A 23,569-nucleotide genomic window follows, 5' to 3' on the forward strand; every position below is an offset into this window, starting at 1 on the left:
GACGGATTCGCCAGTGCGGTGAAAATCCGTTATTATCCGCAGCCATTCTCCACTCGGGCAGCCGGATGTCTACGATCGATACTTTTATTGCCCCGCCGTGTCACGACAACATTGAAACGCTCTATCAGGACGAGCACCTGGTGCTGATCAATAAACCCAGCGGATTACTCAGCCTGTCGGGGAAAAACCCGCAAAATCTCGATTCGGTGCATTATCGGCTGGTGCAGATATTCCCCGGCTGCACGCTGGTGCACCGCCTCGATTTTGGCACATCCGGGTTGATGGTGGTTGCCCGCAATAAGGCCATTAATGCCGCGCTCTGCCAGCAGTTCAGCCAGCGCACCGTCACTAAGGTTTACAGCGCATTGCTCTGCGGACACGTGCACGACGACGAAGGGGTGATCGCTGCGGCGATCGTCAAAGACCCGGCGTGCTTCCCGCTGATGTCGATTTGTGCGACCGGCGGCAAGCCAGCGCGTTCCCGTTTTCGGGTCATTGAGCGTTTTTACCAGACGCAGGAAGACGGTAATTTACTGCCGTTGTCACGCGTTGAGCTGATTCCTGAAACCGGGCGCACGCACCAGCTACGCATTCACTGCCAGCATTTGGGACATCCGATTCTGGGATGCGATCTGTATGGCGGTCGCCTGATGCCTGGTGCTGAACGGGCGTCGCGGCTGATGCTGCATGCCAGCGCGTTGCATTTTGTTCATCCCATCAGCAACACGTGGATCAACGCCCGTCATGACAGCCCATTCTGAAACGCGAATTACCACATCAAATCATCGGGCACTTTGAAGTCCGCATATGGGTCATCTTCATCCTGTGCTTCCTGCGTGAGCGCGCTGTGCAGCACAATACAGTTGGCATCGCGCTGGGCAATTTTATCGGCAACAGCCGCCGGGATAATGGCGTATGGGTTATCACCGTTGTTGTCGGACACCAGGCGGGCAATGGCGAGACGGCCATTGATCAGCTGCGCCTGAGTCACTTTATCGACCTCTATTTTTTTAATCAGGTTATTGTCGGTGAAGTTAAAACTGATATTGCCTTTCGTTATTGTGATGCGGTTCATCTCAATAAGCTGCTTGATCTGCGCTTTATACTCTTTCGATAACGCAGCCTGTTTTTGCTGTTCGCTAAGCTGCTTATCACGCTCAAGTTGCGCTTTCTTATTTTCTTCTACCGCTTCTCTGGCCTCACGCGCCTGAACGCGGGACTTTTTCGCCGTTCTCTGGACTTTGGCCATCTTCTTGCTGGTGACTAATCCAGCTTTTAACATCTGCTCTTGCAAGGTAAGTTTTGTCATCGTCGTCGTTAAACCCGTTGGAGTGTTAGCGGGATTATAACAGCCAAATCGGGCAAGTCAGTCAAACAACCTGCGCCGCAGGATCCCTGCATCAATCGCAGCAACATGGGTCTTGCCGCAAAAAGCCATCGACAAATCGAATTCATTACGAATGATATTCAGCGCCATGGTGACACCTGCTTCGCCCATCGCCCCTAATCCATACAGCATACTGCGCCCGATATAGGTTCCTTTAGCCCCCAGCGCAATCGCTTTCAGCACATCCTGCCCGGAACGTATCCCGCCGTCGAAATGGACTTCAATATCATTACCCACTGCGGCGACAATCTCTGGTAATAAAGTACTTGAGGACGACACTCCATCCAGCTGACGGCCGCCGTGATTGGAGACAATGAGCGCATCTGCGCCTGCCGCCACCGCCTGGCGTGCATCTTCCACGTCCATAATGCCTTTAACGATCAGCTTGCCGCCCCAGCGCCGTTTAATCCACTCAATATCCTGCCAGGAGAGGTGCGGGTCGAACTGCTGCGCTGTCCATTCCACCATGGCATCAATGTTATTAACACCGCTGGCGTGACCGATAATATTGCCAAAGTTACGGTTGCGTGTGGCGAGCATATTGCGGCACCAGCGTGGTTTGCTGGCAATATTCAGCAGGTTGCGCAGCGTCATTTTCGGCGGGGTCGACAGGCCATTTTTAATGTCTTTATGGCGCTGCCCAAACACCTGGAGATCCATGGTGACGACCAGCGCACCGCAGTGGGCGGCTTTCGCGCGATCGATAAGATTCGCGACAAACTGGCGATCGCGCATGACATAGAGCTGGAACCAGAAGGGATGGTAATCCGTGGCCTGCGCTACGGTTTCAATGGAGCAAATGCTCATGGTCGAAAGTGTAAAGGGGATGCCGAACGTTTTCGCTGCCCGCGCCGCAAGGATTTCGCCGTCGGGATGGATCATGCCGGTTAACCCCGTGGGGGCAATGGCTACAGGCATTGTTACGGGCTGTCCGAGCATCACGCTGGCGGTGCTGCGGGCGGCAATATCGACCGCCACGCGCTGGCGAAACTCAAGGCGACGTAAATCCGCTTCATTGGCACGATAGCTATATTCGCTCCAGGAGCCGGCATCCACATAGTCATAAAACATTTTGGGCACCCGCTTACGCGCCAGTTGCCGTAGATCTTCAATGCAGGTGATGATCATGTCGTTATCCAGGACGGTGTGGCTAAATAACGATGATTTAGCCACCGGTGACGATCAGAATACGTAGACAATTATGATTTAACGTAGTCGGTATAAGCGTTCTGCAAAACAATATGATCGGCAATATATTTCGCATCGTGCCATACACCATAAATAAACGATGAGGCACGGTTTACTAAATTAGGCAGACCGAGAAAATAAATACCGCGCTCGGCGGAAATACCGCGTTTATGGAATGGCAGGCCTTTTTCGTCGAAGGCATCCACTTGCAGCCAGCTAAAATCAAATTTAAAACCCGTCGCCCAGATAATAGTGGTAATACCCGCTGCGGCAATATCTAATTGCGCCAGCGGATTGAGCAGACATTGCGGATCCGGCAGCAGTTCCCACGCCTGCGGCTCGGGCGGCAGATCCAGCCCGTTGCGTTCGATATAAGCATCGGCATCGCGCAGCACGTCAAAGTAGGCGTTATCGCCCGCAGCGATATTCTCCGCCAGGCCGTCGGCAAAGCTCAGGACGCCGTTATCCCAGCTTTGGGTGATGCCTACCAGCGTAATGCCCATATGCGCCAGACGACGGAAATCCACGGTTTTACCGCCTTCATAACCGCTTACCGCAAAGGCAACGTGCTCTTTCTTCGGTTTTATTTTCACTTCATCCCACAGACCCAGCGCGCCGAGCCACCAGCAGTAATCGCGGTCGCGGTAGGCGCGCGGCGGGCGATAATGTTCGCCAACCGACAGATAAACGTCCCGACCCGCTTTACGCAGCTCTTCGGCAATTTGTGTACCAGAAGCGCCAGCACCCACCACCAGCACGCCGCCTGCGGGCAACTGCTGCGGATTTTTGTAGACCGAAGAGTGAATCTGCTGCACGCCTGCGCTTTCTGGCACGATCTGCGGGAATGAGGGTTTCTGAAACGGGCCGGTGGCGGCCACCACATTCGCGGCCTCAAATTCACCGGCGGAGGTCACCACTTTAAAGCCGCTGCGCCCTGCCAGGCGCACAACCTGATGCACGTCAACGCCGGTCCGTACGGGAGCGTTAATCATGCTGGCATACTCTTCAAAATATTGCGCCATGCGCTCTTTCGGCGGAAAAGCTTCCTGGGAAATATTGTCGAATTTCAGCGACGGGAAGCGGTCGTGCCACGCAGGACCGTTTGCCACCAGCGAATCCCAACGTTCCGAGCGCCAGCGTTCAGCGATGCGGCTACGTTCCAGTACGACGTGAGGCACGCCCATCAATGCCAGATGTTCGCTCATGGCAATACCGGCCTGACCAGCGCCGACAATGACGGTATTAATTTTTTCTACTGACATGTTGAATCCCTAAATTCAGGCGACCCTCGATAATTTTATCGCGAAGCGTAATCGGGTGTCGTATTAATGATAATCAGGCGTCTTAAAGGCAGCGCACGGGAAAATCCAGTGCGCCTTCATTCACGGTTAATTAATGTCTGGTCTCAATATTCAATATTTTCCCCAGGCCTAAAAACTTATTGGCGATAATTAATAACGTGGCGGTGACGGCAATATAAATGACCGACAGGGCTGCCAGTGTTGGGTCAGCAAATTCACGCACATAGTTGTACATTGCCACCGGTAAGGTCTGTGTTGCCTGGGTAGTAATAAACAACGACGCGGTAAATTCGTTAAACGAGAGGATCGCGGCAAACAGCCAGCCGCCAAACAGGCCCGGCAAAATCAGCGGCACGGTGATGGTCCACACCACGCGCAACGGCGATGCGCCAAGGCTTGCCGCCGCCAGTTCAATGCGCTGTTCAAGGTTTTTTATCGACACATAAACGCTGCGCAGCACAAACGGCAGGACCAGCACGATGTGGCAGAAAATCACCAGCGGATAACCGCGCCCCAGGTTGAGTTGCGACACCAGCATCAGCAGGCCCAGGCCAATGGTGAAGTGCGGGATAAACAGCGGTGACAGCAAAATCCCTTCCAGCACCTGTTTGCAGGGAAACGAATAGCGTTCGATAGCAATCGCCAGCGTGGTGCCGATGATCACCGCCAGTGACGATGCCCATGCGGTAACAATTAACCCGGAGTAGAAGCCGTGACGGAAATCATCGTAATTCACCGCGCGCTCGAACCAGCGCAGCGACCAGCCTTTCGGCGGAAAGAACAACACGGCGGTACTGCTGAACGAGGAGATCAATACCACGATAGTCGGCAGCATCACGAAGAGCAGAATAGCGGCAACCAGCAGGCGGCCCGCCAGTACACTCAGTTTGTCGTTGAGCGAACGGGTCATATCAATGCTCTCCCATCGTGCGCAGGAATCGGGTCATGCGTTTGAGCGCCAGCAACAGCAGGATGGTCAGGATCAAACCGGCGATGCTCAGCGCGGCAGCAAACGGGAAGTTCATCGACGAGAAACCCAACTGATAGACCATGGTCGCCACGGTGCTGACGCGTCCGCCGCCAATAAGTTGCGGTGTGGCAAAGGCGCTAAAGGTCCAGGCAAACGCGGTAGTGAGGCTGGAGACAATGCCGGGAATTGAGAGGGGAATCGTCACGGTCAGCAAGGTGCGGATCGGCCCTGCGCCCAGGCTGGCGGCGGCTTTCTCATAATCCGGGTTGATGTGCGACAAGGCGGTCGCCAGCATCAGCACCATGATTGGCATGGTAACGTGCACCAGCGCCAGCACCACGCCGGTTTGCGTAAACATAAACTGAATCGGCGTGGAGATAACGCCCAGCGCCAGCAGCAGACTATTAAGGAAGCCGCTGTTACCCAGCACGATAATCCAGGAATAGGTGCGCACCACTTCGCCGAGAAACATCGGCGTAATCGCAATAATCAAAATCGCGGATTTGATCCACGTAGTACGGGTGCGCACCAGCGCATACGCCAGCGGATAACTCATCAGCAGGCCAAAAATAGCGGTTTTCGCGCTCAGTATGACGGTGTTAATAAACGCATCGGCATAGATGCTTTTGAACAGGCCTTTGAAGTTCGCCAGCGTAAATCCGCCCACGTCGAGCGAACCGGGAATATAAGCGCGCACGCTGAACTGCATCACCGCGAACATCGCGACAACCAGTCCGACTGCGGCGAGCGTCGCGGGGATTATGAACCAGGGTAAAAATGTTGGTTTTCTCGTCATAGACCTTGCTGCCTGAGTAATGTGCTGCCGGTAGAACCCGGGCGGCCCGCAAGCCGCCCGATAAATCAATGAGACATGATGTTTTCAGAGAACCACTGACGCCACTCTGCGGTTTTCTCGGCACGCAGCTGCGGATCGGTATTGATGGTGGCATTCCACTGCGCAGGCGTGGTGAGCATGCCCGGCAGTTTCGCCAGTTCAGGATCGATATGCGCGTTGGTTACCGTTGGGCTGCCGTGATAAATCTTTGCCACTTGCTCCTGAATTTCGGGCTTCAGGGCAATATTCATGAACTTATATGCAAGATCGCTATGTTTGGTGCCTTTGTTGATACCAATGGTATCGACGCCCAAAATCGCCCCCTCTTTGGGGATCGCCAGTTTGACGTCCACCCCTTCAGCCATCATGTTGTAGGCGTTCATCGACAGCATCACCTGTACCGGGGTTTCGCCAGTGGAGATCAATTGCTGGCTGTTGGCATCATCGGTATAGAAAGATTTGATATTCGGGATCAGCGCTTTCAGCTTCGCCTGGCCTTGCTGCCAGTGCGCCGCATCGGTGCCGGAGAGTTTGGCGGCCACCGCAATGATATGGCTCGGGTCCCAGTCCGGCAGCGCCAGCGTGCCTTTCAGCTCGGGCTTCCACAGATCGTTCCAGCTGGTAAAGGTTTCACCTTTGGGCACCAGGTCCGGGCGATAGCCGATGGTGTAAACGTAGCCCCACACGCCGAGGTGATAAGGGCTGACTTTCGCCTGTTGCACCAGGTTTGCTGCGTTCGGGATTTTGCTCATATCGAGTTTTTCAAACAGGCCTGAGTTGGCGTACAGATAGCCCACATGCGCGGTGGTAAAGGTCACGTCAGTTTCAGGTGAACCGCCCGCCAGCTTGGCTTTGTTGAGGCGATCAATGGTGCCGCCGGTGACAAATTGCACTTCTACGCCGGTCTCTTTGGTGAACTCTTTGGCAATGGTTTCATCGATCAGATCTTTAAAACCGCCGCCCCAGGTGCTGACAATCAGCTTGTCAGCGGCCATCGCATTGCCCGCGCTGAGCACGCATGTGGTCAACAACGTTAAGGCACAAATCTTACGCAACATATTCTCATCCCCACTTATGAAATGGCTGTTGTAGCAATCTGAAACCCGACGCGCCGGAACGGTGCAAACGGTGTTCCCTGGTGTGAAATCGATAATGACGTTGCGAGTTGATTCCGTAAAACAGCCTTTTCCTCGTCGTTGCATCAGGATTTCTGACGCTAAAAAAGGCGCTGCTTTGCAACGGATTTTCTTAACCAGTGATAAGGCTGAAGGAATGGTGGCACAACAAAACCAGGGAATTATGCTGTTATTTAGCGTTTGGCATGATAAATGCATGAAAATAAGCACTATTAGAATGACTGACGCGACATGATCGCGTCGGCGATCTCAGGAGAACCTGCATGCTCAGTCGCATTACCCAGCGTCAGCTGGAATATTTTGTCGCCTCCGGAGAGGCTGGCAGCATTATTGGCGCTTCAGAACGTATCCACGTTTCGTCGCCGTCGATCTCTGCTGCTATCACCCATATCGAATCTGAACTGGGCGTACAGCTTTTTGTGCGCCATCACGCGCAGGGCGTTTCGCTCACGGCGATCGGTCATCAGGTTCTGAAAGAGGCGAAGCTCATTCTGGAGCAGATGTTGAACCTCTATACTATCGCGTCGGAATCCATGAACAATGTACGCGGCCCGCTGCGCGTGGGCTGTCTGGATACGCTGGCGCCCATGCTGACCCCCGAACTGGTGTTCGGCTTTGGCCGCGCGTTTCCCGGTGTGCGCATTACGCTTGTCGAAGGCAACCATGAACAGTTGCTGAAACAGTTACGCACCGCCGATATTGATATCGCGCTGACCTACGATTTAGTCCCCGCCAGCGACATCGCATTTACATCGCTGGCACAGTTGCCACCGTATGTGATGGTGGGTGAACATCATCCGCTGGCGACGCAATCGGCGGTGACCATTCAGGATCTGGCGACGATGCCGATGGTGTTGCTGGATATGCCGTGGAGCCGTGAATACTTCCTTGGCCTGTTTAGCGAGGCGGGCGTGACGCCGAATGTGGTAATGCGCTCCAGCAATATGGAAGTGGTGCGTGCGATGGTGGCGAACGGCGTGGGGTTTGGTATCGCCAACGTGCGGCCGAAAGCGCATCTCTCCCAGGATGGCAAACGCCTGATTCGCGTACGGCTGGCGGGGACCAACAGGGCGATGCAACTCGGTTATGCGACCGCCGCCCACACCCAGCACTCGATGGTGGTTAACGCCTTCGCTGAGCGCTGCCGCGTTTTTATCTCCGACCAGTATATTCCTGGCATGGCGGCACCAAGCTATTTCGATCCGCAGGTGGTGCGGGTGGCGTGACTGATGCCTGGCAGCGCAATTTAACGCGTACAGCAATGTCGGCAGCATGGCTGCCAGACATTGCGCCATAAATTGCGTGGTTTTCCGTTAATACCCGCGCTCCGGGAACACCTGATTGGTCACCGATTCACCGCGTGCGGCGCGCTGGATGTTTTCTGCCACCTGCTGTGCGGCGCTGGCAGGGATGGCGACCGAGGCCAGATGCGGCGTGATCAGCACGTTGTCCATCCGCCACAGCGGATCGCAGGAAGGCAGCGGTTCGCGGTCAAACACATCCAGCGTAGCTTCAGCGATCTGCCCTGAGCGCAGCGCGTCAGTCAGCGCCGCCTGATCGACAATCGCCCCGCGCGAAACATTAATGAACGCCGCGCCATACGGCAGGCGCGACAGCCGCTCAGCACTGAGCAAGCCAGCCGTGTGTGGTGTAAGTGGCAGCATGACCACCAGAATGTCGCTCTGGCTGAGAAAATCATTCAGCGACGCCAGCCCACTGCTGCACTTCATACCCGTCATCGCTTTTGGCGAACGCGACCAGCCGCGCACGTCGAACCCCTGTCGTACCAGTTCCCGCGCCGTATATGCGCCCAACTCTCCCAGGCCCAGCACACCGACCCGGATGTCGGAAGGTTTGCGTGGATGCAGGTAATGCCAGCGCTGTTCACGCTGCGCGCGTTCAAAGGCCGGGATATCGCGCGCGTAGCGCAGCACGGCAAACAGCACGTAACCGGCCATCATGCGCGCCATATCCGGATCGGAGAGACGAATTATCGGAATATCCGGCAGATCGTCGCGTCCCACCAGCGAATCAACGCCCGCGCCAAGATTCACCAACAGTTTGAGATTGCGGTACGGCGCAAAGAAGCCATGAGGCGGCTTCCATGCCAGCGCATAGTGCACCTCATCGGGGTTTTGCACCGTTTCGGCGCGGCAAATTGTCACGCCGGGCAAATGTGGGGCAAGTAAATGGGACCACTCTTCGAAGCTGTCGAATTCGCTGTAAAACACTAATGTACTCATGCAGCGCGCGTTCCCACCAGGTTGACCACCGCATCGATCGCCAGCTCGTAACCGACTGCACCCAGCCCGGCAATCACACCGGTTGCCGCTTTCGACACCAGAGAGTGATGGCGGAACGGCTCGCGCTTCCAGATGTTGCTCATATGCGTTTCAATGATTGGACCATCAAACATCAGTAACGCATCAAGAATGGGTACCGAACTGTAGGTCAAACCCGCGGCGTTGATAATTAATCCCACCGCGTTCTGGCGCGCTTCCTGAATCCAGTCAACCAGCACACCTTCATGGTTGCTCTGGCGGAAATGCAATATCACACCGTGTGACGCGGCGCGGCGCTGACAGCGCGCTTCGATGCTGACAAAGCTTTCGCTGCCGTAGGTGCCGTTTTTATCCAGCCCATACAAGTTGGCGTTCGGCCCATTGAGAAAATAGATCTGCTGTGACATGCACACTCCTGATTAATACGGACGCGTCGCGGCCATTGCCGGATGCGCATCGAAGAGGGCGAACCAGGCGGCGGTAAGCGGGTGGCCAGCGCGCCAGTTGAGCCCGGCAAAGCGAAAGTCGAGATAACCGAGCGCACAGCCAATGGCAATCAGCCCGATATCGTTGGGATGAGCGCTGAAACTGCTGACCTGGCCTTCGATCTCTGCCAGTGCGGCGGCGACTTTTTTCAGTTGCGCGTCAGCCCAGTTCTGCCACTGTTTCTCCGGTGGACGCGCACTGAATTCGTAGCGCGCCAGTAATGCGGCATCGATCATCCCGTCGCCCAGCGCCTGGCGTGCCAGACTTCTCCAGCGCGCATCGCCTTGTGCCGGGTATAAATCGCCCCCGGCCCGCGCGTTGAGGTATTCGCAGATGACCCGGCTGTCATAAAGACAGAGCCCGTTTTCGGTGCGCAGCGCCGGTACTTTTGCCAGAGGATTAAACACGGCAATACGTTCGTCACGTTCGATCGGATGGGCGGCAGAATCCAGCCGTTCTATCTCATCAGCAAGACCCAGTACGCTTGCGCACACCATCACTTTGCGTACATAAGCGGACGTGGTGGCAAAAAAGAGTTGCATCATGACGCCACCTGCAGCAGCACTTTGCCGATGTTGGCGTTGGCTTCAAGGATACGATGAGCGTCAGCCGCTTGCGCTAGCGGCAAGGTTTGATACAGCGTCGGCGCGACTTTGCCTGCGGCGATCAGCGGCAGCAGATGCTTGCTGATGCACTGCGCCAGCCGCATTTTCTCGGCCACGCTTTTGGGGCGCAGGGTAGAAGAGGTGATGCTCAGCCCTTTGCGCATCACCAGTTGCAGATCGAGTTCAATCTTCGCACCCTGCATAAATGAAAGACTGATATGACGTCCGCCCGGCGCTAACACGCTCAGGTTGCGCGCCACGTAATCGCCACCGACATTATCCAGCACCACATCGACACCGCGTCCTTCGGTTGCGGCAAGCACGACGGCGACGAAATCTTCGTTGTGGCGGTTGATGGCGCGCCATACACCGAGTTGTCGCAGCGCCGCAATCTTTTCACTCCCGCCAGCCGTCGCAATCACTCGCGCCCCGCATGCCTGCGCACACTGAATAGCAAAGGTGCCAACGCCGCTCGCCGCACCGTGAATCAGTACGGTTTCGCCCGGCTGCAAACGCCCCAGTTCAAACAGGTTATGCCACACGGTAAATGCTGCTTCCGGCACGCCTGCGGCCTGCGCGAGCGGCAGCGTTTCTGGCACGGATAAACAGAGTTCAGCGCGCGCTACGCAGTAGTCCGCATAACCGCCGCCATTGAGCAGCGCCATGACCGGCGAGCCAACAGCGGGGAATTCAACGCCTGCGCCCAGCGCTACCACGGTGCCGGAGACTTCCAGCCCCAGCACATCGGTTACCCCTGGCGGCAGCGGCATACCGTTGCGCTGCAGGATATCGGGGCGATTGACCCCCGCACTGGCAACACGAATCAGCACCTCACCGGCGCCAGGCAGCGGGACAGGGCGCTGTACGCGCTCTAATACCTCAGGGCCTCCAGGCCGGCACGCAATCACGGCATTCATCATTTCAGGTATCATCGCGGCTTACCCCTGGTTTGCCGTGCTAAAGGCGCACACGCCTTCGTCATCGACACTCACGCCAACCAGACTACCGACTGGCCAGCGCGTCAGCGAATTCAGGCCGGACTGGCGGGCAAACAGCGCGGCGTTGCCCAGTGCAGGCACATCAAGATGGACATCAACATGATCGCCCTGAAAGACATGGGCGATAACCGTGGCGCTAAACAGTGAATGCGGGCCAAGCGCGGCCAGTTGAATATTTTCCGGACGGACGTAGACATCAAGGCGCTCGCCAATCGTGGCATGAACGCGCTCTGCTGGCAGACGCAGCACATTACCGCCCAGATCGAGTATTGCATCGCCATCGCGACCGGCGTAGCGCCCCGGCAGAATGTTTACATCACCGACAAAACCTGCGACAAACGGATCCTGCGGACGGCGATAAATCTCATCCGGTGTGCCGATCTGGCGTACATGGCCTGCCGACATCACCACCACGCGATCGCTCATGCTCAGCGCTTCCCCCTGATCGTGCGTCACGAAGACGGTGGTGACGCCAAGTTTGCGCTGAATCGCTTTCAACTCAACCTGCATTGACAGGCGCAGGTTTTTATCCAGCGCGGAGAAAGGCTCATCCAGCAGCAGCACTTTGGGGCGAATGACCAGCGCGCGGGCCAGCGCCACACGCTGCTGCTGGCCACCAGACAGTTCACGTGGCTTACGGTGGCCGTAACCAGCAAGCTTCACCAGCGCCAGCGCCTGCTCAACGCGTTCAGCAATCTCGGCTTTGGGCACACCGCGCATACGCAGGCCGTAACCCACATTCTTCTCGACTGTCATATGCGGAAACAGCGCGTAGTTCTGAAAGACAATGCCGATTTCCCGCTGCCAGGGCGGTATATCGGTCACCAGATCGCCATCAATAAAGATCTCGCCGCCATCCGCTTCGGCGAAACCCGCCATCAGATTCAGCAGCGTGGTTTTACCGCAGCCTGAAGGGCCGAGCAGCGTAATAAATTCCCCTTCCTCAATCATCAGGGAAATTTTATGTAGGGCGATGGCGTCGCCAAAGCGTTTCAGTACGCCATCAAGCCGTACGGCAACGTTAGCGTTGCGCGCGACGGGGGGCAGCGTGTCGGGCTGCGGGAATGTGGTGATTTCTGCACTGACCATGGAATCTCCAGAAACGGGGCTATCAAATACTGTCCACCAGCATACGGCTTAAGCGTGCATCACGCGGTTAGTGCTTCCTGAAGCTGGCATTTGGAAAAGTTAAAGCAGTAAAGAGTGGGGGATAAATGCCGGGCGGCCAGGATGCGCCCTGCATTTACGGTGCGATGGTGTTGGACGGCAACGTCATGCTTTCTGGCACATCCACGTCGCAAGACGACGTAGCAGGGCATCGCAGGCCTCCATCTGTTCGATGGTGATAAATTCATCCGGTTTATGGCCCTGCGCCATACTACCCGGCCCGCAGACCACGCTGGGAATACCTGCCTGATGGAACAACCCGCCTTCCGTACCGAATGCGACGGTGCTGAACGCGTCAGAACCGGTGAGATGGGCAAGCAGCCGGGCCGCGGCGCTTTGCGCGTCGGTGTACAAACCGGGATAACCGCTAATGGGATAAAAGCGGATCGCTGCCTCGCCATTCACGGCGTGCATTTGCGGCAGGAGTTCGCGCTGCGCGTAATTCTCCAGTTCCCGTGCCACTTCCTGCGCATCATCCTGCGGCAATGTGCGTACCTCGAAGTCAAACGTACATTCGGCAGGCACAATATTGAGCGCCCGGCCGCCCAGGATGACGCCCGTTTGTACGGTGGTAAACGGCGGATCAAAACGCGCATCCTGATGTTCCGGCGCGGCCAGCCGCTGGCCTATCACCGTAAGCTTATGGATAAGCTTTGCGGCATATTCGATGGCATTCACGCCCTGTGGTGCGTAAGCCGAATGGCAGGCGGCACCCTGTACTTCACAACGCACGCCGAGCTTGCCTTTGTGGCCGAGCACGGGTTGCAGTTCGGTGGGTTCGCCAATCAGGCAGATATCGGGCTTTTCCGGGCGCCGGGAGAGGGCATCCAGCAGGGTTCGCACGCCAAGGCATCCCACTTCCTCATCATAGGAAATGGCCAGATGCAGCGGTTGCGCCAGCGGCTGCGTAAGAAAATAGGGGACGGCAGCCAGCACGCAGGCGATAAAGCCTTTCATGTCCGCCGTGCCGCGACCGTACAGTTTGCCTTCTCGTTCAGTCAGTACAAAAGGGGGAACGCTCCAGCTCTGCCCGTCAACGGGCACCACGTCGCTGTGGCCCGAAAGCATCACGCCGCCGCTACCCGCCGGGCCAAGCCGGGCATACAGATTCGCTTTGCTGCCTTCGGCGTTGTGAATCAGTTCGCACTCGACACCAAGCCCGGTTAAGTAGCGACGAACAAAGTCGATCAGCGCCAGATTAGATTCGCGGCTGGTGGTGTTAAACGCCACCAGTTGTTCCAGCAGTTTGCGGCTGCTCATCATCGGATCTCCTTGCGGTTACTCGTCGCCCGGCACGCCATAACCCGGCGCACTGCGGGGATCGAGTGCGCGGGTTAAATAGTCCTGCATCTGCGGTTTATAGGCGTGCCAGAGGTTACTAAGTTCAGCAATCGGATCGGCATCGGTCCAGTCAACGCGCAAATCAACAATCGGCCAGACTGGCGAATCGACAATCGACAGCGCCGCCGAATGCACCGGACCGGCTTCCCCGCCCGCTTGCAGGCCCACCTGCATCGCGGCAATGAGCCTGTCAGCAAGATGCCCGGACTGCTGTTCGAAGGCGTTGACCATCGCGGTAATAACATCAGTATTTGCCAGCAGATTACCCGCCGCCACGCAGTTCTCCCCGCGCAGTGCGTGGTTGACGCCCAGCGTCTTTTCGCCGCTGTAGAACGCGCTTTCACCGCTGGCTGTCAACACGGTAACCTGTCGGTACATGAAGTAGTCATCCGTGTCGAGCCCGAATTGCAGTGCGGTTTCGGCAGCATCGCCTTGCTGTAACCGATCAAGAATGCGCGGCCCCAGCGCCGGTAAGGTGATGTTTTGCGTTGATACCGCGCCAACCTTGCTGCGCAGCCAGGGGCAGCGCGCGCCGACCGCGATGCTGGAAGAGCTAATAGCAATGCCGATCTGGCCGGTTTGCGCGCAGCGTCCGATAATCGATAACGTCATGATTTTAGGCTCCTGATTGCGGCTGCCAGTCGTCCGGAATCACCGCGATAACATCAATTTCCATCAGCCATTGCGGCTGACCAAGCGCAGAAATGACCAGCCCGGTTGAGATCGGAAATACACCCTTCAGCCATTTGCCAACCACTTGATAAACCGGTTCGCGGTAGCGGGGGTCGATGATATAGGTGGTGGTTTTAACGATGTGTGACAGATCGCTGCCCGCTTCTTCCAGCAGTTGTTTTACGTTCTTCATCGCTTGCTCGGCCTGCGCTGCTGGATCGCCAAGCCCCACCAGGTTGCCTTCGAAATCGGTACCAATCTGGCCGCGAACGTACACGGTATTGCCTGCGCGCACGGCCTGGCAAAGATCGTTATCAAGTGACTGATTTGGATAAGTGTCTTTGGTGTTGAATTTACGAATGCGGGTATGTGTGCTCATGTCTGCCTGCCTGGAAATGGATTCCCGGCAAGGTATACCTTCTCAGGCATAACAAACAAAACAGAATAATCCGAGGCGTTAGTTTAGAAAATGCGAACACCCCTCCAGACCTGCACCGCTTTTGTCATCATCAAACGACGGAGCGCCCCGGCGCAAAAGGCCTGATAACGTTTTTTCCACATTTCAATCGCCGCCTCGTAAAAGTCTTGCGGGTCGCTGATGAATCTACATGGATATCAGCGCGTTACATTTCCTTACCTAAAGCCGCTTTGATGAAATAATAACGTAATTAAATTAATGAAAAGTGAATGATGTGTTCAGGCGCCTGGTTTGCCGCTTATTCCCGCAGGTGCCTTTGTTCAGCCAGTGTCAATCACGTAATTGTGTATCTGAAACAGAGAGCTTGTTAGCCGCCAGCGCGGGAGCCATAAGCGTTGCGGGGTAACGAGCGCGAGGAAAAGCTGGCTTTGCTTATAACAAAGCTCTTACATCCAGAAACGAAATAGTAATCTTTAGTTATATTTGCGCGGGTAAATTAAATGTCTCACCTTTCTTTGAGGAATGGTTATGAAGAATTTCGCATCAACTCTACTCATGTCCGGAAGCGTTTTTGCGGGAGCATCAGCTTCCATCTGTCTTAATGCCCTTTCGTTAATCCTGACCGAACGCATGCAGATAATGAGAGACGTTGCGGCTTACAAGGCGAAGTATGATTTACCCGTGGAGGATTTAGCGCGGGAAGAAAAAGTGCTGTCGGCGGCGCGGAACACGGCGCAAGAAGCCGGGCTGGAACCTCAGTCAGTGGAGTCGTTCATCAGTGCGTTGATGACTGCGGGTAAAACGATACAGTATCGCTATCTGGCAGATGGGTTTGCGCCAGCAGATTTATCTGTCACCCAACGGGATCTTGAGGGAATCAGACAGCGTATCAATGAACTGGACAAGCATTTGCTCATGACCATCAGCCAGCGGCTTCGCACAGGTCAACTCTCTTATTCTGAGCGGGCCTGGCTGGCTGAGAGAACAGCGTCTCCGAATCTGACTGTAGCCGAGAAGGATAATCTACTGGACACCATGCGCTATATTCAGCGCGCCGGGTAGGAGAGCGCTACTGCGCTGCCAGGCGATTCAGCGTCCGGGCTGGTAAGTGTTTTCGGGCCACTGATCATTCAGACCGATTCGATTAACGCTTTGGATGCATATGCGGTACGGAAGAAATATTTCATCACGATTATTCAATCCGACAGGGTCGGCTGGCGGCAATATCAAACCCGATAATTCAGGCGCTGGAAATTAACGATAATTCATCATTATCTGATTCCTCTTACAGCGCTTCTGTTTTCTCATTTGCAAAACGAATTGACGCAATTCCGTCATATTTCAGATTTACCGATATCTTCAGGTTCACGTGATACCCGGTTTTTATGTCGCTGAAAGCCTTTTATCGTTATACCACTGGCGATATTTAAAAGCGTTATTGCAGTAAAGTTTAATTTTATAATGTTAAATTTGTCTAATGAAAATGAGAACCTCCGCGGGTAACGTCCCGACGGTGTTTTTACAGATATTGCAATACAGTTTACTTTTGTATGCCTCCGGAGAATAACATCAACGATACCGGGTGACAGTGTTGGCATTAATGACTTTTTACGGAGTGAACATGGCATCTGAAACGCGTAATTTTATTAACTCTATCATTAAAAATTTTAAAGAAGCCATTGGGTTGATTAACGTGTTGATCCTGGAACCCGAGGAGCCTGACACCTTGCGGTTGCTGCACTTTAAACTGGATGTTATCAAGGCGGGTATTGAACAGGATATTCGCCTGTTAAGCAGGGCCAGCCTGGACAGCAACGCGATGCTTTGTCTTTACCCGATACACAATGCACTAAACGCGCTGAACTATTGTCTTGGGATCCTGAAACATATGCCGATAAATAATCAGTTTTATCATGACTTCGAAGAGGTTAAGCATGCTGTCAATGCCCTTGATGCCATATCCGGACGGGTTTTTACAAATCCGGGAAGTGATGAATAATCATAAATTTCCCTTTTACATGAAATAAAAAACCGTACGAGTTGCTAAAGCCAGCGCGATTTAATCAATGAACGCCTGTTCACTGACTGTTGTAAAAATGAAGAGGCGAAAAATTATATCTTTTTTTTCGCAACAAACATAAACGCCACTTCAACTGAACACCTGTTTGCTACATTTTTTTATCGCGGCGACGCTACAATACGTTAATAATTCTGATGTCGGGATCATTATGTTTATTCTTCGCTGTCATTTGAAAGTAATAATCGCTGGCATGTTAGCCGTCCTGGTATCAGGGTTCAGCGCGACGATATTGGCCCAGGATAGCCCTGATTTACCTGAGCCTGTACTGCCCGCGCATATCTGCGCAAAACTGGCTCCCCGGCAGACTTATTCAGCAGGCGACGATACCCAACGGCTTCAGTCGGCGATTAATCACTGCCCCCGGGGTGAGGCTTTACAACTCCTTGCCGGTCGTTTCTCCAGTGGACCTTTGACCATGAAATCTGGCGTTACACTCTGGATTTCACATGGCGCAATGCTCACAGCAAATACTGACCCACGTGTTTACGACAAAAATGGGCGCTGTGGAACCCTTGATCATAAGGGGAATGGCTGTCGGCCCTTTATTCTTTTTAAGAACAGCGACGGTGGAGGTATTGTCGGGGAGGGGATTATTGATGGGCAGGGCGGTGAGCTGATGAAAGGCGAGGATGAATCATGGTGGCAGCTGGCTCGCCGCGCGCAGACTGAAGGTGCGGCGCAGAATGTGCCTCGCCTGATTGAAATAGATGATGGCTCAAATATTATTTTTCACGGCATTACGCTGCGAAATTCACCTGGATTCCATGTCACCCTGAAGAATGTGCGCAATGCGACTTTCTGGGGCGTACGTATTGATACACCCGCAAATGCCCGTAATACCGACGGCATTGATCCTGTTTCGTCGCAGAATATCGTTATTGCTCACAGCTTCATCAGAACCGGTGACGACAATGTGGCGATTAAAGCTGGCGCCGCTGGACCCACGCGCCATGTACTGTTAGTGGACAACCATTTTTATTGGGGACACGGCATGTCGATTGGTAGCGAGACGGTGGGCGGTGTCAGCGACATTCGGGTGCGTGATTTGACGCTTGACGGTACGACTTCAGGGCTTCGTATCAAAAGTGATATCAGCCGGGGCGGAATGGTCAGTGATATCCGCTACGACAATGTTTGTATGCGGGGGAACCGGCGGCCGCTCGACTTTGATACGCATTATGATGCACACGCGATCGGGAACAACATTCCCGTCTACCGTGATATCTCGCTGAGTCATATTTCCGGCGAAACCGGCCAGTTGGTGTTACGCGGTTATGATGCCGTTCATCCTTTGTATTTTGCCTTGAACGGTGTCTCTTTCAGCAATGCGGCTCGTTGGCTAATTGAATCGGCGCAGATCCGCATTGGCCCAGGCGGTGTCTCGCCTGTTCCGCCGGGAGAAGCATCGGTACAGCGATCGGTTGTTTCTGCTGATTGCGCAAAAAACTGGATCTCTTTTCCCGTGACGGATGCGCCATCCGTAAAATGAATGCCGCAGAAAGCGGCTATTTTAATGAAACATCAGATCGGACACGCCGGGTGGCCTGCGGTTGTCAGGCCGACGATTTCTCTCAACTTTCACGGCGAAAACCACGACGCACTATGCTGATTGCTGGCGCAAATGCTGCGTTTTAGGGGAGCCGATACTGCGACGCCACGCGCCGGGTGCCTGGCCATACTGACGCTTGAAGCTGCGGTTGAAGGACTGCTGGGAGTCAAAGCCTAACGCCATCGCCACGTTCAGAATCGGTTCGTCGCTGTGGGCTAAGCGTTCGACCGATTTTTTCAGCTTTTGTGCTCGAATATACTCGGCGAGACGATAGCCGGTATGTTCTTTGAATATCCGCTGGAGGTGCCATTTCGAATAGCCGGCTCGCCTGGAAACGGTGGCAATGTCCAGACGGTTTTCCAGGTTGTTGTCGATCCAGTCGAGTAAATCGTGAATAAATGCGCCAGTGTTCATCTTGTTTCCTCACGCAGGCTATTAAAAGCATCTTTGTCTGTTGCATTTAAAGTGACCCGCTTTTGCATTAATTGCAAGTTTTATTGTTGCATTTAAATCCCTGTCCGAAACGGGGCATTTGCCGATGACTCAAATAGCACATAAAGTGCAACAATTATTCTTGCACTTAATTAAGCGCCTTCCTACAATCGCCGCGATAGTGTATTCGAAACTGTTACAGTTTTGTGGCGATGAACGACACAAATGGCCTTAAGCCAGCCCGGACAAAGGAAGTGGCGCGGCATCTCCTGCTGCGTCTTGCCCGGCGGCTACAATTAGCGGAATAAAAATAATGAGCCTGCAAAAACCTTGGGTTAATTTTCATCTGAATGCGCTGGGAGCGATGTTTCTCTCCGTACTGCTCGTCGGGTGTGATGAGGGTGTTGCGCAAAATGCCGTTCCACAAGCTCCCGCCGTCAGCGCAGCTAACGTGGTGGTGAAATCCATTAGTCAGTGGGATAGCTTTAATGGTCGGATTGAAGCGGTGGAAAGCGTTCAGCTACGCCCCCGTGTCTCCGGCTACATTGATAAAGTGAATTACACGGACGGCCAGGAGGTGAAAAAGGGCGAGGTGCTGTTCACGATTGATGACAGAACCTATCGCGCCGCGCTGGAACAGGCGCAGGCGACGTTGGCGAGAGCCAAAACGCAGGCCAGCCTGGCACAAAGCGAGGCTAACCGTACCGATAAACTGATCAATACCAACCTGGTATCCCGTGAAGAGTGGGAGCAGCGCCGTTCGGCCGCCGTCCAGGCACAGGCCGACATTCGCGCCGCGCAGGCGGCGGTTGATGCCGCGCAACTTAACCTGGATTTCACCAAAGTGACCGCGCCTATCGATGGCCGCGCCAGTCGTGCGTTGATCACCAGCGGTAATCTGGTCACTGCGGGTGACAGCGCCAGCGTGCTTACCACGCTGGTATCGCAGAAGACGGTTTACGTCTACTTTGACGTAGATGAGTCGACTTATCTTCACTATCAAAATCTCGCCCGCAGCGGGCAGGGGGCGTCCAGTAATCACCTGGCGCTACCGGTTGAGATTGGCCTTGTTGGCGAAGAGGGCTATCCCCATCAGGGCAAAGTGGATTTTCTTGATAATCAGTTAACGCCGAGTACCGGCACGATCCGTATGCGCGCACTGTTGGATAACGCTCAGCGTCAGTTCACGCCGGGACTGTTTGCCCGCGTACGCCTGCCTGGCAGCGCTGAATTCAAAGCCACACTTATCGACGACAAAGCGGTACTGACCGATCAGGATCGCAAATATGTTTATATCGTTGATAAAGATGGTAAAGCACAGCGTCGCGATATTACTCCAGGTCGTCTGGCAGACGGTTTACGCATCGTGCAGCAGGGGCTGACCCCTGGCGACAGAGTCATCGTCGACGGTTTACAAAAAGTGTTTATGCCGGGTATGCCGGTTAATGCGAAAACCGTTGCCATGACCGCCAGCACTGCCCTCAACTGATCCCTTACCTGAGAATCCGAAACATGGACTTTTCCCGCTTTTTTATCGACAGGCCGATTTTTGCCGCGGTGCTGTCGATTCTGATTTTTATTACAGGATTAATCGCCATCCCGCTGTTGCCGGTCAGCGAATATCCTGACGTCGTACCGCCAAGCGTGCAGGTACGAGCGGAGTATCCAGGTGCCAACCCGAAAGTGATTGCAGAGACCGTGGCGACGCCGCTGGAAGAAGCGATCAACGGTGTTGAGAACATGATGTACATGAAATCCGTCGCAGGCTCCGACGGCGTACTGGTGACCACCGTAACGTTCCGTCCGGGTACAGACCCCGATCAGGCGCAGGTTCAGGTGCAAAACCGGGTATCACAGGCTGAAGCGCGTCTGCCGGAAGATGTGCGGCGTTTGGGCATTACTACCCAGAAACAATCGCCGACGCTCACGCTGGTGGTGCATCTGTTTTCGCCTGGCGGTAAATACGATTCACTGTATATGCGTAACTACGCCACGCTGAAAGTGAAGGATGAGCTGGCGCGTCTGCCCGGCGTTGGTCAAATTCAGATTTTTGGCGCGGGCGAATACGCGATGCGCATCTGGCTGGATCCCAATAAGGTGGCGGCACGCGGGTTGACTGCCTCGGATGTGGTGACAGCGATGCAGGAGCAAAACGTCCAGGTTTCCGCAGGGCAGCTTGGCGCCGAGCCGCTGCCGAAAGAGAGCGATTTCCTGATCTCGATTAATGCCCAGGGGCGTCTGCACACCGAAGAAGAGTTTGGCAATATTATTCTGAAAACGTCGGAAGACGGCTCGCTGGTACGCCTGCGCGACGTGGCACGTATAGAAATGGGTTCCGGCAGCTATGCGCTGCGTTCCCAGTTGAATAATAAAGACGCGGTCGGGATTGGTATCTTCCAGTCTCCAGGGGCGAACGCCATCGATTTGTCGAATGCGGTGCGCGCCAAAATGAACGAACTGGCCACGCGTTTCCCGGAAGATATGAAATGGGCGGCACCTTACGATCCGACGGTTTTTGTTCGCGATTCCATTCGCGCGGTCGTACAAACGCTGCTGGAAGCGGTGGTGCTGGTGGTACTGGTGGTGATTCTGTTTCTGCAAACCTGGCGCGCGTCGATTATTCCGCTGATCGCGGTGCCGGTATCGGTCGTGGGAACGTTCAGTATTCTCTACCTGCTTGGCTTCTCGCTTAATACCCTGAGTTTGTTCGGGCTGGTATTGGCTATCGGTATCGTTGTGGATGACGCCATCGTGGTGGTGGAAAACGTTGAGCGTAATATTGAAGAGGGGCTGGCTCCTCTTCAGGCGGCGCATCAGGCGATGCGGGAAGTTTCCGGGCCGATTATCGCCATTGCGCTGGTGCTGTGCGCGGTGTTCGTGCCGATGGCATTTCTCTCCGGGGTGACCGGTCAGTTCTACAAACAGTTTGCGGTGACTATCGCGATTTCGACGGTGATCTCCGCCATCAACTCGCTGACGCTCTCTCCGGCACTGGCTGCTCTGTTGTTAAAGCCGCACGGCGCACCGAAAGACTTCCCGACCAGGCTTATTGATCGTCTGTTCGGTTGGATTTTCCGTCCGTTTAACCGCTTTTTCCACCGTAGCTCAAACGGCTATCAGGGGCTGGTTGGCAAAACGCTCGGACGACGTGGTGCGGTGTTTGTGGTTTATGTGCTGCTGCTCTGCGCCGCTGGCGTTATGTTTAAAGCCGTCCCCGGCGGGTTTATTCCTACTCAGGATAAGCTCTATTTAATTGGCGGTGTGAAAATGCCGGAAGGCTCTTCGCTGGCGCGCACCGATGCGGTGATCCGCAAAATGAGCGAAATCGGTATGAATACCGAAGGCGTGGATTATGCGGTCGCCTTTCCAGGGCTTAATGCGTTGCAGTTCACCAATACGCCGAATACCGGGACGGTCTTTTTTGGTCTGAAACCGTTCGACCAGCGTAAACATACTGCGGCGGAAATTAACGCTGAGATCAACGCGAAAATCGCACAAATCCAGCAGGGCTTTGGTTTCTCCATTTTGCCGCCGCCGATTTTAGGGCTGGGTCAGGGTTCTGGCTATTCGCTCTACATCCAGGATCGCGCCGGTCTTGGTTATGGCGCGCTGCAAAACGCGGTGAATACGATGTCCGGTGCGATTATGCAGACGCCGGGGATGCATTTCCCGATCTCAACCTACCAGGCCAACGTTCCGCAACTGGATGTGCAGGTCGATCGTGATAAAGCGAAAGCGCAGGGTGTGTCGCTGACCGACCTTTTCGGTACGCTGCAAACTTATCTGGGCTCGTCTTATGTGAACGATTTTAACCAGTTCGGGCGCACCTGGCGCGTGATGGCGCAGGCCGACGGGCCATTCCGTGACAGCGTGGAAAATATTGCTAATTTGCGCACCCGTAATAATCAGGGCGAAATGGTGCCGATCGGCAGTATGGTGCATATCACTACCACGTACGGGCCTGATCCGGTGATTCGCTACAATGGTTATCCGGCGGCAGATCTTATTGGCGATGCCGATCCTCGCGTACTCTCTTCCGCACAGGCGATGACGCAACTTGCCGGGATGTCTAAGCAGATATTGCCGAATGGGATGAATATTGAGTGGACGGATCTGAGCTTCCAGCAGGCCACGCAGGGCAACACTGCGCTGATCGTCTTCCCGGTCGCGGTTCTGCTGGCTTTCCTGGTGCTGGCGGCACTGTATGAAAGCTGGACGCTGCCGCTGGCGGTGATCCTTATCGTCCCGATGACGATGCTGTCCGCGCTGTTTGGTGTCTGGCTGACCGGCGGTGATAACAACGTGTTTGTGCAGGTTGGTCTGGTGGTACTGATGGGGCTGGCCTGTAAAAACGCGATTCTTATCGTCGAGTTTGCCCGCGAGCTGGAAATTCAGGGGAAAGGTATCATGGAAGCGGCGCTGGAAGCTTGCCGCCTGCGTTTACGCCCGATTGTGATGACCTCCATCGCTTTTATTGCCGGGACGATTCCGCTGATCCTCGGCCACGGCGCGGGTGCAGAAGTGCGCGGCGTCACCGGGATCACGGTGTTTTCCGGTATGCTGGGAGTAACGCTGTTTGGTCTGTTCCTGACGCCGGTGTTTTACGTTACGCTGCGTAAATTTGTTACGCGCGGCAAACCGGTAAGCGACGTTCTGCCTGCGTAGGATGTTGCAAATAACAAAAAACCGCCTTCACTGTGAAGGCGGTTTTTTTTCGCGATA

At 54.7% G+C, this 23,569-nt stretch carries 22 protein-coding genes; 7 read left to right on the top strand and 15 right to left on the bottom strand.

The annotated features are described in order from the left end of the window. The first annotated feature begins 65 nt into the window (after positions 1-65). Entirely contained in the window at positions 66-761 is a 696-nt protein-coding gene (locus Y71_RS11830; protein WP_007371817.1) for an RluA family pseudouridine synthase, read from the top strand. 8 nt (positions 762-769) lie between these two features. Here the strand turns inward: Y71_RS11830 and Y71_RS30005 are convergent, their stop codons facing one another. The 6 genes from Y71_RS30005 to Y71_RS11855 form a co-directional block, all read right to left on the bottom strand. Next, a complete protein-coding gene (locus Y71_RS30005) occupies positions 770-1,309 on the bottom strand; it encodes a DUF2058 domain-containing protein (protein ID WP_007371818.1) in 540 nt (179 codons plus the stop codon). A gap of 57 nt (positions 1,310-1,366) precedes the next feature. After that, positions 1,367-2,515, bottom strand: coding sequence for an alpha-hydroxy acid oxidase (locus tag Y71_RS11835; RefSeq protein ID WP_035888524.1), 1,149 nt, complete (start codon positions 2,513-2,515; stop codon positions 1,367-1,369). Between the two features lie 71 nt (positions 2,516-2,586). Then, positions 2,587-3,837 carry a flavin-containing monooxygenase gene (locus Y71_RS11840; protein WP_007371820.1) on the bottom strand — a complete coding sequence of 417 codons (1,251 nt, stop codon included), beginning with the start codon at positions 3,835-3,837 and terminating at the stop codon, positions 2,587-2,589. A gap of 130 nt (positions 3,838-3,967) precedes the next feature. Next, a complete protein-coding gene (locus Y71_RS11845) occupies positions 3,968-4,786 on the bottom strand; it encodes an ABC transporter permease (protein ID WP_007371821.1) in 819 nt (272 codons plus the stop codon). A 1-nt stretch (position 4,787) separates the two neighbouring features. Beyond that, positions 4,788-5,642 carry an ABC transporter permease gene (locus tag Y71_RS11850; protein WP_007371822.1) on the bottom strand — a complete coding sequence of 285 codons (855 nt, stop codon included), beginning with the start codon at positions 5,640-5,642 and terminating at the stop codon, positions 4,788-4,790. A gap of 65 nt (positions 5,643-5,707) precedes the next feature. Then, positions 5,708-6,739, bottom strand: a complete 1,032-nt coding sequence (locus tag Y71_RS11855) for an ABC transporter substrate-binding protein (protein ID WP_035888522.1) — start codon at positions 6,737-6,739, stop codon at positions 5,708-5,710. 341 nt (positions 6,740-7,080) lie between these two features. Here Y71_RS11855 and Y71_RS11860 point away from each other — a divergent pair, with 341 nt between their 5' ends. Then, a complete protein-coding gene (locus tag Y71_RS11860; protein WP_007371825.1) occupies positions 7,081-8,043 on the top strand; it encodes a LysR family transcriptional regulator in 963 nt (320 codons plus the stop codon). 87 nt (positions 8,044-8,130) lie between these two features. Here the strand turns inward: Y71_RS11860 and Y71_RS11865 are convergent, their stop codons facing one another. The 8 genes from Y71_RS11865 to Y71_RS11900 form a co-directional block, all read right to left on the bottom strand. Then, on the bottom strand, positions 8,131-9,060 hold the full coding sequence (locus Y71_RS11865; protein ID WP_035888519.1) for a 2-hydroxyacid dehydrogenase: 930 nt from the start codon (positions 9,058-9,060) through the stop codon (positions 8,131-8,133). Beyond that, a complete protein-coding gene (locus Y71_RS11870) occupies positions 9,057-9,506 on the bottom strand; it encodes a type II 3-dehydroquinate dehydratase (RefSeq protein WP_007371827.1) in 450 nt (149 codons plus the stop codon). Before Y71_RS11870 ends, Y71_RS11865 begins: the two co-directional genes overlap by 4 nt. 12 nt (positions 9,507-9,518) lie before the next feature. Beyond that, positions 9,519-10,130: a glutathione S-transferase gene (locus Y71_RS11875; protein WP_035888517.1), complete on the bottom strand. Its 612-nt coding sequence runs from the start codon at positions 10,128-10,130 to the stop codon at positions 9,519-9,521. Next, complete coding sequence (locus Y71_RS11880; RefSeq protein ID WP_007371829.1) at positions 10,127-11,122, bottom strand: NAD(P)H-quinone oxidoreductase; 996 nt, start codon at positions 11,120-11,122, stop codon at positions 10,127-10,129. Before Y71_RS11880 ends, Y71_RS11875 begins: the two co-directional genes overlap by 4 nt. 6 nt (positions 11,123-11,128) lie before the next feature. After that, a complete protein-coding gene (locus tag Y71_RS11885) occupies positions 11,129-12,277 on the bottom strand; it encodes an ABC transporter ATP-binding protein (RefSeq protein WP_007371830.1) in 1,149 nt (382 codons plus the stop codon). Positions 12,278-12,460: 183 nt separating this feature from the next. Beyond that, entirely contained in the window at positions 12,461-13,618 is a 1,158-nt protein-coding gene (argE, locus tag Y71_RS11890; RefSeq protein ID WP_007371831.1) for an acetylornithine deacetylase, read from the bottom strand. Positions 13,619-13,633: 15 nt separating this feature from the next. Beyond that, complete coding sequence (locus Y71_RS11895; RefSeq protein ID WP_007371832.1) at positions 13,634-14,308, bottom strand: DUF1028 domain-containing protein; 675 nt, start codon at positions 14,306-14,308, stop codon at positions 13,634-13,636. A 4-nt stretch (positions 14,309-14,312) separates the two neighbouring features. Beyond that, complete coding sequence (locus tag Y71_RS11900; protein ID WP_007371833.1) at positions 14,313-14,747, bottom strand: RidA family protein; 435 nt, start codon at positions 14,745-14,747, stop codon at positions 14,313-14,315. Between the two features lie 567 nt (positions 14,748-15,314). Between Y71_RS11900 and aroQ the strand changes: the two genes are divergently transcribed. The 3 genes from aroQ to Y71_RS11915 all read left to right on the top strand — a co-directional run bounded on the left by aroQ (position 15,315) and on the right by Y71_RS11915 (position 18,355). Next, positions 15,315-15,848: a gamma subclass chorismate mutase AroQ gene (aroQ, locus tag Y71_RS11905; RefSeq protein WP_035942249.1), complete on the top strand. Its 534-nt coding sequence runs from the start codon at positions 15,315-15,317 to the stop codon at positions 15,846-15,848. A gap of 559 nt (positions 15,849-16,407) precedes the next feature. Then, the gene (locus Y71_RS11910; RefSeq protein WP_007371835.1) at positions 16,408-16,785 is read left to right on the top strand and encodes a hypothetical protein; all 378 of its coding nucleotides are present in this window, start codon (positions 16,408-16,410) and stop codon (positions 16,783-16,785) included. Positions 16,786-17,014: 229 nt separating this feature from the next. Continuing rightward, entirely contained in the window at positions 17,015-18,355 is a 1,341-nt protein-coding gene (locus Y71_RS11915) for a glycoside hydrolase family 28 protein (RefSeq protein ID WP_035942457.1), read from the top strand. Positions 18,356-18,466: 111 nt separating this feature from the next. On the opposite strand, the gene Y71_RS11920 is transcribed toward Y71_RS11915, so the two are convergent. Further along, positions 18,467-18,829, bottom strand: coding sequence for a helix-turn-helix domain-containing protein (locus Y71_RS11920; RefSeq protein WP_007371838.1), 363 nt, complete (start codon positions 18,827-18,829; stop codon positions 18,467-18,469). A gap of 331 nt (positions 18,830-19,160) precedes the next feature. Between Y71_RS11920 and oqxA the strand changes: the two genes are divergently transcribed. After that, positions 19,161-20,336, top strand: coding sequence for a multidrug efflux RND transporter periplasmic adaptor subunit OqxA (oqxA, locus tag Y71_RS11925; protein ID WP_007371839.1), 1,176 nt, complete (start codon positions 19,161-19,163; stop codon positions 20,334-20,336). Between the two features lie 23 nt (positions 20,337-20,359). Continuing rightward, a complete protein-coding gene (gene oqxB, locus Y71_RS11930; protein WP_007371840.1) occupies positions 20,360-23,512 on the top strand; it encodes a multidrug efflux RND transporter permease subunit OqxB in 3,153 nt (1,050 codons plus the stop codon). The last annotated feature ends 57 nt before the right edge of the window (positions 23,513-23,569 follow it).

It is taken from the genome of Kosakonia radicincitans DSM 16656, assembly GCF_000280495.2.
Classification (GTDB): domain Bacteria; phylum Pseudomonadota; class Gammaproteobacteria; order Enterobacterales; family Enterobacteriaceae; genus Kosakonia; species Kosakonia radicincitans.

Excerpts from the sequence above, each read along its gene's own strand:
- Y71_RS11830 (WP_007371817.1), top strand. The coding sequence starts at position 66 with ATGTCTACGATCGATACTTTTATTGCCCCGCCGTGTCACGACAACATT.
- Y71_RS30005 (WP_007371818.1), bottom strand. The coding sequence starts at position 1,309 with ATGACAAAACTTACCTTGCAAGAGCAGATGTTAAAAGCTGGATTAGTC.
- Y71_RS11835 (WP_035888524.1), bottom strand. The coding sequence starts at position 2,515 with ATGATCATCACCTGCATTGAAGATCTACGGCAACTGGCGCGTAAGCGG.
- Y71_RS11840 (WP_007371820.1), bottom strand. The coding sequence starts at position 3,837 with ATGTCAGTAGAAAAAATTAATACCGTCATTGTCGGCGCTGGTCAGGCC.
- Y71_RS11845 (WP_007371821.1), bottom strand. The coding sequence starts at position 4,786 with ATGACCCGTTCGCTCAACGACAAACTGAGTGTACTGGCGGGCCGCCTG.
- Y71_RS11850 (WP_007371822.1), bottom strand. The coding sequence starts at position 5,642 with ATGACGAGAAAACCAACATTTTTACCCTGGTTCATAATCCCCGCGACG.
- Y71_RS11855 (WP_035888522.1), bottom strand. The coding sequence starts at position 6,739 with ATGTTGCGTAAGATTTGTGCCTTAACGTTGTTGACCACATGCGTGCTC.
- Y71_RS11860 (WP_007371825.1), top strand. The coding sequence starts at position 7,081 with ATGCTCAGTCGCATTACCCAGCGTCAGCTGGAATATTTTGTCGCCTCC.
- Y71_RS11865 (WP_035888519.1), bottom strand. The coding sequence starts at position 9,060 with ATGAGTACATTAGTGTTTTACAGCGAATTCGACAGCTTCGAAGAGTGG.
- Y71_RS11870 (WP_007371827.1), bottom strand. The coding sequence starts at position 9,506 with ATGTCACAGCAGATCTATTTTCTCAATGGGCCGAACGCCAACTTGTAT.
- Y71_RS11875 (WP_035888517.1), bottom strand. The coding sequence starts at position 10,130 with ATGATGCAACTCTTTTTTGCCACCACGTCCGCTTATGTACGCAAAGTG.
- Y71_RS11880 (WP_007371829.1), bottom strand. The coding sequence starts at position 11,122 with ATGATACCTGAAATGATGAATGCCGTGATTGCGTGCCGGCCTGGAGGC.
- Y71_RS11885 (WP_007371830.1), bottom strand. The coding sequence starts at position 12,277 with ATGGTCAGTGCAGAAATCACCACATTCCCGCAGCCCGACACGCTGCCC.
- argE (WP_007371831.1), bottom strand. The coding sequence starts at position 13,618 with ATGATGAGCAGCCGCAAACTGCTGGAACAACTGGTGGCGTTTAACACC.
- Y71_RS11895 (WP_007371832.1), bottom strand. The coding sequence starts at position 14,308 with ATGACGTTATCGATTATCGGACGCTGCGCGCAAACCGGCCAGATCGGC.
- Y71_RS11900 (WP_007371833.1), bottom strand. The coding sequence starts at position 14,747 with ATGAGCACACATACCCGCATTCGTAAATTCAACACCAAAGACACTTAT.
- aroQ (WP_035942249.1), top strand. The coding sequence starts at position 15,315 with ATGAAGAATTTCGCATCAACTCTACTCATGTCCGGAAGCGTTTTTGCG.
- Y71_RS11910 (WP_007371835.1), top strand. The coding sequence starts at position 16,408 with ATGGCATCTGAAACGCGTAATTTTATTAACTCTATCATTAAAAATTTT.
- Y71_RS11915 (WP_035942457.1), top strand. The coding sequence starts at position 17,015 with ATGTTTATTCTTCGCTGTCATTTGAAAGTAATAATCGCTGGCATGTTA.
- Y71_RS11920 (WP_007371838.1), bottom strand. The coding sequence starts at position 18,829 with ATGAACACTGGCGCATTTATTCACGATTTACTCGACTGGATCGACAAC.
- oqxA (WP_007371839.1), top strand. The coding sequence starts at position 19,161 with ATGAGCCTGCAAAAACCTTGGGTTAATTTTCATCTGAATGCGCTGGGA.
- oqxB (WP_007371840.1), top strand. The coding sequence starts at position 20,360 with ATGGACTTTTCCCGCTTTTTTATCGACAGGCCGATTTTTGCCGCGGTG.